The sequence below is a fragment of the Citrobacter sp. Cpo030 genome (assembly GCF_030333005.1).
Taxonomy (GTDB): Bacteria; Pseudomonadota; Gammaproteobacteria; order Enterobacterales; family Enterobacteriaceae; genus Citrobacter; species Citrobacter portucalensis.
The window spans coordinates 116,832-130,793 of record NZ_JAOWGT010000034.1; the positions used below are offsets into that span (position 1 = coordinate 116,832).

A 13,962-nucleotide genomic window follows, 5' to 3' on the forward strand; every position below is an offset into this window, starting at 1 on the left:
AAAAATATGACTCACACCCCTTGAGTGAATATTGCCGGATAATGGCGCTTGCGCCTTATCCGGCTTACATACGCGGGTGCCACTACACGATTTACATCATGACGACGTCGAACTGCTCCTGGTTATACAGCGGTTCGACTTGTACTTTGACCTGTTTGCCGACAAAGATCTCAACTTCCGCCAGCGCGTGTGACTCTTCACCTTTCAGGGTTTCAGCCACTGCCGGAGAGGCATAAACCAGGAAACGATCAGAGTCATATGCATGGTGTACGCGCACGATTTCGCGCATGATTTCATAGCATACGGTTTCCACCGTTTTCACCGTACCACGCCCATGGCAGGTCGGACACTCGTTGCACAGTACATGCTCCACGCTTTCACGTGTGCGCTTGCGTGTCATCTCCACCAGGCCCAGCTGTGAAAAACCGTTAATGCTGGTTTTTACGCGATCCTTGCTCAGAGCCTGCTCCAGGGAGTGCAGCACCCGGCGACGGTGATCTTCATTATTCATGTCGATAAAATCGATAATGATAATACCGCCGAGGTTACGCAGACGCAGCTGACGAGCAATGGCCTGCGTTGCTTCAATATTAGTATTAAAGATAGTGTCGTCGAGATTACGATGCCCAACAAACGCGCCGGTATTGATATCGACCGTGGTCATCGCTTCGGTTTGATCGATGATCAGATAACCGCCGGACTTCAGCTCAACTTTGCGTTCCAGCGCGCGCTGGATTTCATTCTCTACGTCAAAGAGATCAAAAATAGGCTGGCGCCCGCTGTAATGTTCCAGCTTGCTGGTCATCTCGGGGATATATTCCGCCGTAAATTCCAGTAATGCCTCATAGGTCAGACGGGAGTCGACGCGGATGCGGTCAAGCTGCGCATCGGCAAAGTCACGCAACACGCGCTGTGCCAGTGCCAGTTCACCGTACATCTGGTAGCGCGTTTGTGGGCGCTTTTTACGCTCCATGACTTTCGTCCAGACGCGCTTCAGGTAGGCCGCATCCGAGGCAAGATCCTCTTCACATACGCCTTCCGCCGCCGTGCGAATGATGAATCCACCCTGCTCATCGCAGTAATCCGCCACCACTTTTTTCAGGCGTTCGCGTTCGGTTTCGCTTTCAATACGTTGGGATACGCCAACGTGCGAAGCACCCGGCATAAAGACGAGATAACGGGAAGGCAGCGTGATGTCCGTCGTCAGGCGTGCGCCTTTAGTTCCCAACGGATCTTTTACCACCTGCACCATCAGATCCTGACCCTGGCGCACCAGTTCAGAAATGTCGCGTACAGTGAACTGTTTTTGTTCTTCACCCGCCACGCATTCGGTGTGCGGCATGATGTCAGAAGCGTGAAGAAATGCGGCTTTATCCAGTCCAATATCTACAAAAGCCGCCTGCATACCCGGAAGTACACGACTTACACGACCTTTGTAGATATTGCCTACGATTCCGCGTCGCGCCTCACGTTCAATATGGATTTCCTGCAGAATACCGCCATCAATGTAAGCCACCCGAGTTTCCGATGGCGTTACGTTTACCAACAATTCAGCCGTCATGTTTATCCCTTTTCTCACGCAGTGCGTTAAAATTGGTCAGCAACTCATACGTTTCTACCAGCGGTAAGCCGACTACGGCGTGATAGCTGCCATTTATCTTCCTGACAAAACAGCCACCCAACCCTTGAATACCGTATGCACCTGCTTTATCCATTGGTTCACCGCTGGCAACATAGCCCGCGATGTCCTCATCGGTTAGTGCTCTGAATGTCACTTCCGTCACTACCAGGCAGTCCAGACTGTGCTGGCGATCGGCCAGTGCCACGGCCGTCATAACTTGATGCGTTTTGCCCGACAGTTTGCGCAGCATTGCTGCGGCATGGTCGGCGTTGTGCGGTTTTTCCAACACTTCGCCATTAAGGATAACGATGGTATCCGCACCCAATACCGGCAAATCGCGCTGTGCCAGTACTACGCCAGCCTGCGCTTTTTCGCGCGCCAGACGGGAAACATACTGCTGCGCGCTTTCCTGCGGGTGCCGCTGTTCTTCAATCCCAGGGACCAGTCGTTCAAACGTAACACCAAGCTGAGCGAGCAACTCCTGACGACGTGGAGAACCTGAAGCAAGATACAGAGTATTCATATCAACCTTATTGCACCGCAAACTGCTGACGGACTTTACGCATCAGTAAGAATAGCCATGGCCAAAGCACACCATTCACTACACTACTCCAGAACACTTCAGGTCTGAAAGAGACGTTGATCACTAAAAACTCGGCCCAGAAAACAATAATATCCACGACCAGTGATAACAACATGACCACCAGCGCCTGTTGCCAGAGCGCGAGGTTTCGGAATAGCTGGAATTTCAGCGCGACCAGATAAGCAATGATACTCATCGACAATGCGCGCACGCCAAGCGTGGAGCCGCTGATGAGATCCAGTATGGCACCCACCACAAATCCCGTGCCCACATTTACGCGATGCGGCAGCGCCAGGATCCAATACAACAAGATGAGCAGCACCCAGTTTGGCCGGAAAACCAGAATGTCATCCGGCCAGGGCATGACTTGCAGCAACAGTGCAATAAGGAACGAGAGCCAAATCACCCAACGTCCCTGGCTACGATAGCTTGCCACTTACTGTCCTCCCGGCTTACGCGGAGCAGGTTGTGGCGGCGTGGTATCTGCGGGCGCTGGAGCCACGCCTGTTGCAGGTGCTGGCATCGGCGCAGGCGGTCCCATGGTATCTGGTGCAGGCAGAACTTGCGGCATCATTTGCATCAGACGTTCATTAGCAACGCGGTGTACTTCTTCCGGCGTCATCGGGTTTGCGCCATTACGATCGGCACCCCACAACAGCAGCAGATAGCGCAGACGCTGCAGACCCGCAGTCGGGCGAGCCTGAATCACAGTATAAGCGCGCTGAGTGTCCAGCTTAACGGAAGAAACAACAGCAACCGGATAACCTTCAGGGAAACGTCCACCCAGACCCGAGGTGACCAGCACATCGCCAACGCGAATGTCGGTGTTGGCCGGCAGGTGTTCGAGCTGAAGATCGTCGGTGCAACCGTTACCCGCAGCGATTACGCGGATATCATTACGCAGTACCTGAATAGGCAGCGCATGCGTCGCATCGCAAATCAGCAGCACGCGGCTGGTCAATTTAGCCACCGCCACGACCTGACCTACTACGCCTTTGTCGCTAATAACCGGCTGGCCTTCGTAGACGCCGTTAACGCTCCCTTTGTCGATCACGACCTGATCGCTGTAAGGGTCATTAACCGTTGAGATGACCTGCGTCACCATCTTTTGTTCGTCCTGACGCAATGGCGATCCCAGCAGCTCACGCAAACGCGCGTTCTCCTGTTTGTATTGCCCCAGCATCAGCAGTTCGCTGTTTTTCAGCAGCAGTTCCTGACGCAACGCCCGGTTTTCAAGTTCGAGTTGGTCACGCGAAGCCAGCGTTTGCGACACGCCGTCGAGTAATTCACGAGGACCATTTGAGATAAAGTAGAAAGGACTGACGGCGGTATCCATGTACGTTCGGATTTGACTAAACGTACCCAGGCGGCTGTCGGCAATAATAACGCCGAGCGCCACCAGCACCGCCAGAATAAGGCGAATCTGTAGCGACGGGCCACGGCTAAAAATTGGCTTCATAGTCTATGCGTATTCTCGTATCAGAGCGGAAGGGCAACCCGCGGGGGCTACCCAACCAGCATCCGATTACTCTTCGCTGAACAGGTCGCCGCCGTGCATGTCGATCATTTCCAGCGCCTTGCCGCCGCCGCGCGCCACGCAGGTCAGCGGATCTTCAGCAACAACAACTGGAATACCGGTTTCTTCCATTAACAGACGGTCAAGGTTACGCAGCAGCGCACCGCCACCGGTCAGCACCATACCGCGTTCGGAGATGTCAGACGCCAGTTCCGGCGGGCACTGTTCCAGCGCAACCATTACCGCGCTCACGATACCGGTCAGCGGTTCCTGCAGAGCTTCCAGAATCTCGTTAGAGTTCAGGGTAAAGCCGCGCGGAACGCCTTCAGCCAGGTTACGACCACGAACTTCGATCTCGCGCACTTCGTCGCCCGGATAAGCGGAACCGATCTCGTGTTTAATACGTTCTGCGGTCGCTTCACCGATCAGAGAACCGTAGTTACGACGAACATAATTAATGATGGCTTCATCGAAGCGGTCACCACCAATACGGACAGAAGAGGAGTAAACTACGCCGTTCAGGGAGATAACGGCAACTTCAGTGGTACCACCACCGATATCCACAACCATTGAACCGGTTGCTTCAGAAACTGGCAGACCCGCACCGATCGCGGCGGCCATCGGTTCTTCGATCAGGAAGACTTCACGAGCACCTGCGCCCTGAGCTGATTCACGGATCGCACGGCGTTCAACCTGAGTTGCTCCAACCGGTACACACACCAGTACGCGCGGACTTGGGCGCATGAAGCTATTGCTGTGCACTTGCTTGATAAAGTGCTGGAGCATTTTTTCAGTCACGAAGAAGTCAGCGATAACGCCGTCTTTCATTGGGCGAATTGCAGCGATATTGCCCGGCGTACGACCCAGCATCTGCTTCGCATCATGACCTACTGCAGCCACGCTTTTCGGCGAACCGGCACGATCCTGACGAATGGCCACAACAGAAGGCTCATTCAATACGATGCCTTGTCCTTTTACATAAATAAGGGTATTCGCGGTACCCAGGTCAATGGACAGGTCATTGGAAAACATGCCACGAAATTTTTTCAACATACTAAGGGATAATCCTGAAAGCTGGGGCGGAAAACAAAATCCGCTTACTTTACCAACCACACGCAGCAGCGACAAGGCGCAAAAATCATCTGCTACGGTGAAAATTAGTGCAGTTCGTTTCCTTTGTTACAAAACCGGCCTGAGTCCATCAGGGCTGAATAAATCAGCAGCACTCCTCGCTTTTGTTTGCAACCTGTCAAAGGTCATTCACCTGCATGTTTGCTGTTACAACCTGGCGAGCAGGCAAGCACACCCCCAGAAGGCACAGCGCGCGTTATTCTACGTGAAAACAAATTAAACGGCAGGTTAAACCGAGTATCTTTGCGAATATTTTTTCACGTTAGTGTCAAGTGGTTGTGATGCGGCAAAAAAATCCCCTTGCCCACCTGCAACTCCGCGTTCTGTCAGCGTATGCCACTCACTACGCGAACGTACGCCCGTGGCGTAAACCTGCGTGGGTGTTCCCGAACAGGCCTCCACCAGGCTTTGAACCAGAAGCTGATTTTCCGTTCGCTTATCAATGTTCCTCACCAGACTTGGATGCAGCTTCAATAACTCAACGTTAAGCTCTTTGATCCAACTGGTGCTCACCAGCGTTAACCCCGCCTGCGTAACGGCAATACGCACGCCCAGCGCATTCATCAATCTGATGACGGGCTGTAACCGGCTGATATGTTGACAGACATCTGCCTCAGCAAGTTCAATAATTATGCGTTTGCGTAATGATTTTTCGCACTGCATCAGCGTATCACGCAGCCAGCGCTGAAAACGTGGACGAATAAGCGATTCAACCGTTGTCTGCATCGCCAGATTTTCCTGCGGCCAGTAGCCCAAAAGCAGGATCAGACGGCTTATCTGCAAACGGTCATATTCTTCTGCCAGACCAAATTGCAGGACCATCGGCATATATTCCGCCGAAATGACCTCTTCGTTGCCATCAAAAATACGGCACATCAACTCCCGATGGTGCACCCGGCCTTCACGCGTTACTGCAGGCTTTTGATAAATTCTCGGCCCGCCCCGGCTAAGCATCTGTTCGATAAGCGTACGCCAGCGTACGTTGCCCCGACCTTTTTCCGGCAGCGAGTCATCATAGACCGACCAGCTATTTCCGCCCTGCAATACCGAATTCCGGGTGGCGGCTTCAGCATGATCCATCACTTGCTCCGGCGACTGACCGCTGCGGCAAACGCAAATGCCAATATGAACCATATCGGCACGATCGATCATTTTATTAGCCGGAAGTGCATCTACCGCTTTTAATAATTGCCCGGCGATGCTTTCCGCCTCTTTCAACGTGCGGTGTGGCAGCAGGATAGCAAAATCGCTACGGTGGTAGCGCGCCAGCAACGCGCCCGGATATCGCGTCATAAAAGTCGACAACAAATTGATCAGCGTCGAGATTTGTTCTTCTGCGAGGGTGATTCCCCAGCTATCGCGCAGCAGCGTAAAATCCGGCAGGCGCACCATCATCACGACGCCATGCGAGCCTACTTTTTCCTGATCTTCCAGCAGCGTGGCCAGTTGGTTATCAAAGAACAAGCGGTTGCTTAGCCCGGTTTTTGTATCCTGTGCGACATAGGAACGAATCAGCGTATCCAGGCGGCTGCGTTGCTCGCGGGCATTTTGAATTTCAGTCAGCAGCATATCGAGCGCACTGCTGGTACGCGCAGGCCATTCATAGACCGTTCCCCGCACGTTCGGTCCACGCTCGCCGTTCAGAATACGCGTGGAACGAATCTCCAGCAGTTCCTGACCTGAAAGCTGGCGCTGAAGCCAGCGCACAGACAAAAAGAGCATCAGAATAATGAAAGCAATGGCTATCGTGAGCGGTGCGGTGGTCAGTAGCGAATGGAAATAGTTACCCATTGGATCCTGATAAACCAGACGCAATGACATACCCGGATGCTTGACCAACGGTACGGTAATCTCGCGGTAGAGATTGTTCGTCCCTGCCGGTCGGTAGCTGCTGGTGCGTGAGTGGTCATACACCACATTTCCGCCCTGCAACAGTTCGATGCGCACGATATCAACAGAAACCATCAGCTCATCGATTTGCGGGGTTAACGTAACGACATCTCTGGAGACCAGATGCGTATCAATCGCCGTCGCGACCGCATGAACGCGCGTGGTGAACTTATATTGAATAGCGTTGTAGAAACTCAGCGAACAGCCGATCAGAGTCACGAAGATCGTTAACCCAGTAAGCAGCGTGACAAAAGCTGAAAATTTCGTCGTTAATCGCATCCTTGTGTTAACTCCGACAGTTATGAAACAGGCCTGAAAGTAATAAATCGACTCTAAAATGCAAAACTGAAGGCAAAATCCGTCAATTTATACAAACTGTGAGGGCATACTACCAAATCAGGTATATCTGGCAATTTATTGCGCAGAATCGGCATCATGTTTTGATTAGCGAGTATAGTCTTCATTATTAATTTTCCAATCCACTATACGAATTGAGGACAGGTTATGCAGGCTTTGATCTTAGAACAGCAGGACGGAAAAACCCTCGCATCCGTTCAACCCCTCGACGAAAATCAGCTACCGGAAGGCGATGTGACGGTGGATGTCCACTGGTCAAGCCTGAACTATAAAGACGCCCTGGCTATCACCGGCAAGGGAAAAATCATTCGTAATTTTCCGATGATTCCTGGTATCGATTTCGCCGGTACCGTGCGCGCAAGCGAAGATCCCCGTTTTCATGCGGGTCAGGAGGTTTTACTGACCGGTTGGGGCGTGGGTGAAAATCATTGGGGTGGACTGGCAGAACGCGCACGCGTGAAAGGCGACTGGCTGGTTGCGCTGCCAAAAGGGCTGGATGGACGTAAAGCCATGGTCATCGGTACCGCTGGCTTTACCGCCATGCTTTGCGTCATGGCGCTTGAAGATGCAGGAATTCGTCCGCAAGACGGTGAGATTGTCGTCACAGGCGCCAGCGGAGGCGTGGGCAGCACGGCCGTTGCGTTACTGCATAAGCTGGGTTATCAGGTTGCGGCGGTTTCGGGCCGTGAAAGCACCCACGACTACCTGAAAAGCCTGGGCGCAAACCGTATTCTTGGTCGCGATGAGTTTGCCGAGTCTCGTCCGCTGGAAAAACAGCTGTGGGCTGGCGCGGTGGATACCGTTGGCGACAAAGTTCTGGCGAAAGTCCTCGCGCAGATGAACTACGGCGGCTGTGTTGCTGCCTGCGGTCTGGCGGGCGGTTTCGCTCTGCCAACCACGGTGATGCCATTCATTCTGCGTAACGTTCGTTTGCAAGGAGTGGACTCGGTGATGACCCCGCCGGCACGCCGTGCAGAAGCCTGGGCGCGTCTGGTTAAGGATCTGCCGGAATCTTTCTATGCTCAGGCGGCAACGGAAATTACGCTGGCGGATGCGCCGAAGTTCGCCGATGCCATCATCAATAACCAGGTGCAAGGCCGTACGCTGGTGAAGGTGAAGTAACAGACCCTGGCGCAGAAATTTACACTTAATTAACGAAATTTCGCGGCACATCTACAGACTCCCTGCCATATTAACTACGCGTCCCCTGTCAGTTATGACGCGTAAGCCGGGAGTCTGTTATGAAGAAATTACGTCCATTTACAGAAGCCGACGTCACTGACGAGTCGGCTTTTTTTATGCAGCGTCGCCAGGTGCTGAAAGCATTAGGGATCAGCGCAGCCGCGTTGTCTTTACCCCACTCTGCGCAGGCTGACCTTCTGAGTTGGTTTAAGGGTAATGACCGCCCGCCCGCGCCCGCGGGAAAGCCGCTTAATTTCAGCAAGCCCGCCGCCTGGCAAAATTCGCTTCCTTTAACCCCAGCGGATAAAGTTTCTGGCTACAACAACTTCTATGAATTCGGTCTCGACAAAGCGGATCCGGCAGCCAACGCGGGTAGCCTGAAAACCGATCCGTGGACATTAAAAATCAGTGGTGAGGTCGCCAAACCACTCACTCTCGATCACGACACCTTGACCACCCGTTTCCCGCTGGAGCAACGGATTTACCGGATGCGCTGTGTGGAAGCCTGGTCAATGGTCGTGCCATGGATTGGCTTTCCGTTACATAAACTGTTGGCGCAGGTGGAACCCACCAGCAATGCGAAGTATGTCGCGTTCGAAACGCTGTACGCACCAGAGGAAATGCCGGGACAAAAAGATCGCTTTATTGGCGGCGGGTTGAAGTATCCCTATGTTGAAGGACTGCGTCTGGATGAAGCGATGCACCCACTCACGTTGCTTACAGTGGGGGTTTATGGAAAAGCCCTTCCGCCACAAAATGGCGCGCCCATTCGCTTAATTGTGCCGTGGAAATATGGATTTAAAGGCATTAAGTCGATCGTGAGTATCAAACTCACGCGCGAACGCCCTCCGACAACCTGGAATCTGGCCGCGCCCAATGAATACGGGTTTTATGCCAACGTGAATCCGCATGTCGATCATCCCCGCTGGTCCCAGGCCACCGAGCGTTTTATTGGCGCTGGCGGTATTCTGGACGTACAGCGTCAGCCCACGCTGATGTTTAACGGCTATGCCGAAGAGGTTGCGTCACTGTATCGCGGACTCAATTTGCAGGAGAATTTTTAAGTGCGTCTGACTGCAAAGCACATTACCGGGCTGAAAGTTTGCCTGCATCTTGCCGGTTTTTTGCCGTTTATCTGGCTATTTTGGGCGGTAAATCACGGCGGCCTGAGCGCCGATCCGGTCAAAGATATCCAGCACTTTACCGGTAGGACAGCTCTGAAATTCTTGCTGGCGACCTTGCTGGTCTCTCCACTCGCGCGCTACGCTAAACAGCCATTATTGATACGCACACGTCGCCTGTTAGGGCTATGGTGTTTTGCCTGGGCAACGCTGCATTTAACCAGCTACGCATTACTGGAACTGGGCATTAATAATCTGGCGTTGTTAGGGCGGGAATTAATTACGCGGCCTTATTTAACCTTGGGCATTGCCAGTTGGGTCATATTATTCGCCCTCACCTTAACGTCTACGCAGGCTGCACAGCGAAAGCTGGGTAAAAGCTGGCAGTATTTGCACAACTTCGTCTATCTTGTGGCGATCCTGACACCCATACATTATCTGTGGTCGGTTAAAATTATCTCCCCTCAACCGATTATTTATGCAGCGATCGCTGCGGTGCTGTTAGCGTGCCGTTACAAGAAGTTTCGCCAGTGGTGGCGGTAGTTTCACGATATGTGCAGTGCGTTGCAAAACACTGACGATCCGATTTTCTTTACATGTTAACGGTTGATTATCTTCCCTGATAAGACCAGTATTTAGCTGCCAATTGCTACGAAATAGTTATAATGTGCGACTTTGCTATCCCCGGTAGCGTTTTTAAGGCGCTGAAAGGGTGACAATCGCATATTGAAGGTATATTTTGTCTTTTACCCGAAAATGGCAGAAGATAGCCGCACAATGACTAACAAGTCTGGCAATCTCACTTAATGGCAGCAGCGCCCAGTGCAGCGCCTGAGATGCGTGGCATCTTGTCACTCACTGTTATAAAAATGCTATACAGACGGCGGTAAAACGCCTGTCACAATCTCACTAAACAAAGAGTACGGAACCCACTCATGGATATTCGTAAGATTAAAAAACTGATCGAGCTGGTTGAAGAATCAGGCATCTCCGAACTGGAAATTTCTGAAGGCGAAGAATCTGTACGCATCAGCCGTGCAGCGCCAGCTGCAAGTTTTCCGATGATGCAACAGGCTTATGCTGCACCAGTGATGCAGCAACCAGCTCTGTCTAACGCTGTCGCACAAACTGCCTCTCCAAGTATGGAAGCTCCGGCAGCAGCGGAAATCAGTGGTCACATCGTACGCTCCCCAATGGTTGGTACGTTCTACCGCACCCCGAGCCCGGATGCTAAAGCGTTCATCGAAATCGGACAGAAAGTGAATGCGGGCGATACCCTGTGCATCGTTGAAGCCATGAAAATGATGAACCAGATCGAAGCCGACAAATCCGGCGTAGTTAAAGCGATTCTGGTAGAAAGTGGTCAACCGGTAGAATTTGACGAGCCGCTGGTCGTCATCGAATAACGAGGCGAACATGTTGGATAAAATTGTTATCGCCAACCGCGGCGAGATTGCCCTGCGTATTCTTCGTGCCTGTAAAGAACTGGGCATCAAGACTGTCGCTGTGCATTCAAGTGCGGATCGCGATTTAAAACACGTATTGCTGGCGGATGAGACGGTCTGTATCGGCCCGGCTCCGTCCGTAAAAAGCTATCTGAACATCCCGGCTATCATCAGCGCCGCTGAAATCACCGGCGCGGTGGCAATTCACCCGGGCTATGGCTTCCTCTCTGAGAACGCCAACTTTGCTGAGCAGGTAGAGCGTTCTGGCTTTATCTTCATCGGCCCGAAAGCCGACACCATCCGCCTGATGGGCGACAAAGTGTCTGCAATCACCGCGATGAAGAAAGCGGGCGTACCGACAGTCCCAGGCTCTGACGGCCCGCTGGGCGATGACATGGACGCTAACCGCGCTCATGCTAAACGCATCGGCTACCCGGTTATCATCAAAGCCTCCGGCGGCGGCGGCGGTCGCGGTATGCGCGTCGTGCGCAGCGATGCCGAACTGGCACAATCCATCTCCATGACCAAAGCGGAAGCGAAAGCCGCTTTCAATAACGATATGGTCTACATGGAGAAATACCTGGAAAACCCACGCCACATTGAAATTCAGGTGCTGGCTGACGGTCAGGGTAACGCGATTTATCTGGCAGAACGTGACTGCTCCATGCAGCGTCGTCACCAGAAAGTTGTCGAAGAAGCACCAGCGCCGGGCATTACCCCGGAACTGCGTCGCTACATCGGCGAGCGTTGCGCCAAAGCCTGTGTTGATATCGGCTATCGCGGGGCGGGTACTTTCGAATTCCTGTTCGAAAACGGCGAGTTCTACTTCATTGAGATGAACACCCGTATTCAGGTTGAACACCCGGTAACCGAAATGATCACCGGCGTTGACCTGATCAAAGAGCAGCTGCGCATCGCAGCGGGCCAACCGCTGTCCATCAAGCAGGACGAAGTTGTGGTTAAAGGCCATGCGGTAGAATGCCGTATCAACGCCGAAGACCCGAACACCTTCCTGCCAAGCCCGGGTAAAATCACGCGTTTCCACGCGCCGGGTGGTTTTGGTGTGCGTTGGGAGTCTCATATTTACGCAGGCTACACCGTACCTCCGTACTATGACTCAATGATCGGTAAGCTGATCTGCTATGGCGAAAACCGCGACGTCGCTATCGCCCGTATGAAAAACGCATTGCAGGAACTGATCATCGACGGTATCAAAACCAACGTTGACCTGCAGATCCGTATCATGAATGACGAGCACTTCCAGCACGGTGGAACCAATATCCACTACCTGGAGAAAAAACTCGGACTTCAGGAAAAGTAAGCGTGCGTTAACCGAAAAGGCCGGAAATTCCGGCCTTTTGTTTTTCTCCCCTCCCGCACGTGCCATAAGGTACAATCCCCGCTTTCTTTATCCACAAGGGACAAAAAATGGACGCTCGTTTTGTTCAGGCCCATAAAGAGGCGCGCTGGGCGCTGTGGCTAACCCTTTTATATCTGGTCACATGGTTAGTGGCCGCTTACTTACCTGATTCAACGCTGGGTTTTACCGGCTTACCGCACTGGTTCGAAATGGCCTGCCTGCTAACGCCGCTGGCTTTTATCGTGCTGTGCTGGGCGATGGTGAAGTTTATCTATCGCGACATTCCGTTGGAGGATGACGATGCAGCTTGAAGTTATTTTACCGCTGGTCGCCTATCTTCTGGTGGTATTCGGTCTCTCAGTTTATGCCATGCGTAAGAGAGTTACCGGTACCTTCCTGAATGAATATTTCCTTGGCAGCCGCTCCATGGGCGGGGTCGTGTTAGCGATGACGCTAACGGCAACCTACATTAGCGCCAGCTCGTTTATTGGCGGTCCTGGTGCCGCTTACAAATACGGACTGGGATGGGTGCTGCTGGCGATGATCCAGTTGCCTGCCGTCTGGCTGTCGCTGGGTATTCTCGGCAAGAAGTTCGCGATTCTGGCACGCCGTTATAATGCTGTTACCCTCAACGATATGCTATTTGCGCGCTACCAGAGCCGCCTGCTGGTATGGCTGGCAAGCCTCAGCCTGTTGGTCGCGTTTGTCGGGGCAATGACCGTACAGTTTATTGGCGGCGCACGTTTGCTGGAAACCGCAGCGGGTATCCCCTACGAAACCGGTCTGCTGATTTTTGGCGTCAGCATCGCGTTATACACGGCGTTCGGCGGCTTTCGCGCCAGTGTACTGAACGACACCATGCAGGGCATGGTGATGCTGATTGGTACTATCGTTTTGCTGGTCGGCGTCGTTCATGCTGCCGGTGGCCTTAGCAATGCGGTGGTAACCCTGCAGACTATCGACCCTAAACTGGTCTCGCCGCAGGGCGCTGATGACATTTTGTCACCCACGTTTATGACCTCATTCTGGGTGTTAGTATGCTTTGGCGTGATTGGCCTACCGCATACCGCGGTGCGCTGCATCTCTTATAAAGACAGTAAAGCGGTACACCGCGGCATTATCATCGGCACCATCGTAGTGGCGATCCTGATGTTTGGTATGCATCTGGCGGGTGCCCTGGGACGGGCGGTCATCCCTGACCTGACGGTACCGGATCTGGTTATCCCTACGCTGATGGTCAAAGTCCTGCCGCCGGTCGCTGCTGGGATTTTCCTCGCCGCACCTATGGCTGCGATTATGTCGACGATCAATGCCCAATTGCTGCAAAGTTCCGCTACGATCATTAAGGATCTGTACCTGAACCTTCGCCCGGAACAGCTGGAAAACGAAACCCGGCTGAAACGCATGTCGGCAGTGATTACCCTGCTGTTGGGCGCGTTACTGTTGCTGGCCGCCTGGAAACCGCCAGAGATGATTATCTGGCTGAATCTGCTGGCGTTTGGCGGGCTGGAAGCCGTCTTCCTGTGGCCTCTGGTGCTGGGCCTCTATTGGGAGCGGGCAAACGCGTCAGGCGCATTGAGCGCGATGATTGTCGGCGGCGTGCTTTATGCTCTACTCGCCACCTTTAACGTTCAGTTCCTGGGCTTCCACCCAATCGTGCCCTCGTTACTGATAAGCTTGCTGGCTTTCCTGATAGGCAACCGTTTCGGTCCCGCCGTCCCGCAAGCCGCCATATTGACTACTGATAAATAAAGAG

13 protein-coding genes are annotated in these 13,962 nt (G+C 53.0%); 7 read left to right on the forward strand and 6 right to left on the reverse strand.

Annotated features, from left to right (window positions below; translation table 11 throughout):
• Positions 1 to 91 precede the first annotated feature (91 nt).
• The 6 genes from rng to csrD form a co-directional block, all read right to left on the reverse strand.
• On the reverse strand, positions 92 to 1,561 hold the full coding sequence (gene rng, locus OGY37_RS00880; protein ID WP_003828822.1) for a ribonuclease G: 1,470 nt from the start codon (positions 1,559 to 1,561) through the stop codon (positions 92 to 94).
• Positions 1,551 to 2,144, reverse strand: a complete 594-nt coding sequence (locus tag OGY37_RS00885; protein ID WP_286619811.1) for a Maf family protein — start codon at positions 2,142 to 2,144, stop codon at positions 1,551 to 1,553. Before OGY37_RS00885 ends, rng begins: the two co-directional genes overlap by 11 nt.
• 7 nt (positions 2,145 to 2,151) lie before the next feature.
• The gene (gene mreD / locus OGY37_RS00890; RefSeq protein ID WP_003025196.1) at positions 2,152 to 2,640 is read right to left on the reverse strand and encodes a rod shape-determining protein MreD; all 489 of its coding nucleotides are present in this window, start codon (positions 2,638 to 2,640) and stop codon (positions 2,152 to 2,154) included.
• A complete protein-coding gene (mreC, locus tag OGY37_RS00895) occupies positions 2,641 to 3,663 on the reverse strand; it encodes a rod shape-determining protein MreC (protein ID WP_003828827.1) in 1,023 nt (340 codons plus the stop codon).
• A 66-nt stretch (positions 3,664 to 3,729) separates the two neighbouring features.
• Entirely contained in the window at positions 3,730 to 4,773 is a 1,044-nt protein-coding gene (gene mreB / locus OGY37_RS00900; protein ID WP_000913396.1) for a rod shape-determining protein MreB, read from the reverse strand.
• A 306-nt stretch (positions 4,774 to 5,079) separates the two neighbouring features.
• Complete coding sequence (csrD, locus tag OGY37_RS00905) at positions 5,080 to 7,020, reverse strand: RNase E specificity factor CsrD (RefSeq protein ID WP_003828829.1); 1,941 nt, start codon at positions 7,018 to 7,020, stop codon at positions 5,080 to 5,082.
• Between the two features lie 225 nt (positions 7,021 to 7,245).
• Between csrD and acuI the strand changes: the two genes are divergently transcribed.
• The 7 genes from acuI (at position 7,246) to panF (ending at position 13,958) form a co-directional block, all read left to right on the forward strand.
• The gene (acuI, locus tag OGY37_RS00910) at positions 7,246 to 8,220 is read left to right on the forward strand and encodes an acrylyl-CoA reductase (NADPH) (protein ID WP_003828832.1); all 975 of its coding nucleotides are present in this window, start codon (positions 7,246 to 7,248) and stop codon (positions 8,218 to 8,220) included.
• A 119-nt stretch (positions 8,221 to 8,339) separates the two neighbouring features.
• Positions 8,340 to 9,344 (forward strand): protein-methionine-sulfoxide reductase catalytic subunit MsrP, encoded by a 1,005-nt coding sequence (msrP, locus tag OGY37_RS00915; protein ID WP_003828834.1) that lies wholly within the window; start codon positions 8,340 to 8,342, stop codon positions 9,342 to 9,344.
• On the forward strand, positions 9,345 to 9,944 hold the full coding sequence (msrQ, locus tag OGY37_RS00920) for a protein-methionine-sulfoxide reductase heme-binding subunit MsrQ (protein WP_198579246.1): 600 nt from the start codon (positions 9,345 to 9,347) through the stop codon (positions 9,942 to 9,944).
• 392 nt (positions 9,945 to 10,336) lie between these two features.
• Positions 10,337 to 10,807, forward strand: coding sequence for an acetyl-CoA carboxylase biotin carboxyl carrier protein (accB, locus tag OGY37_RS00925; RefSeq protein WP_003025210.1), 471 nt, complete (start codon positions 10,337 to 10,339; stop codon positions 10,805 to 10,807).
• Between the two features lie 10 nt (positions 10,808 to 10,817).
• Positions 10,818 to 12,167, forward strand: coding sequence for an acetyl-CoA carboxylase biotin carboxylase subunit (accC, locus tag OGY37_RS00930; RefSeq protein WP_003828838.1), 1,350 nt, complete (start codon positions 10,818 to 10,820; stop codon positions 12,165 to 12,167).
• A 107-nt stretch (positions 12,168 to 12,274) separates the two neighbouring features.
• Positions 12,275 to 12,517: a YhdT family protein gene (locus tag OGY37_RS00935; protein WP_079938239.1), complete on the forward strand. Its 243-nt coding sequence runs from the start codon at positions 12,275 to 12,277 to the stop codon at positions 12,515 to 12,517.
• The gene (gene panF, locus OGY37_RS00940; protein WP_286619816.1) at positions 12,507 to 13,958 is read left to right on the forward strand and encodes a sodium/pantothenate symporter; all 1,452 of its coding nucleotides are present in this window, start codon (positions 12,507 to 12,509) and stop codon (positions 13,956 to 13,958) included. Before OGY37_RS00935 ends, panF begins: the two co-directional genes overlap by 11 nt.
• The last annotated feature ends 4 nt before the right edge of the window (positions 13,959 to 13,962 follow it).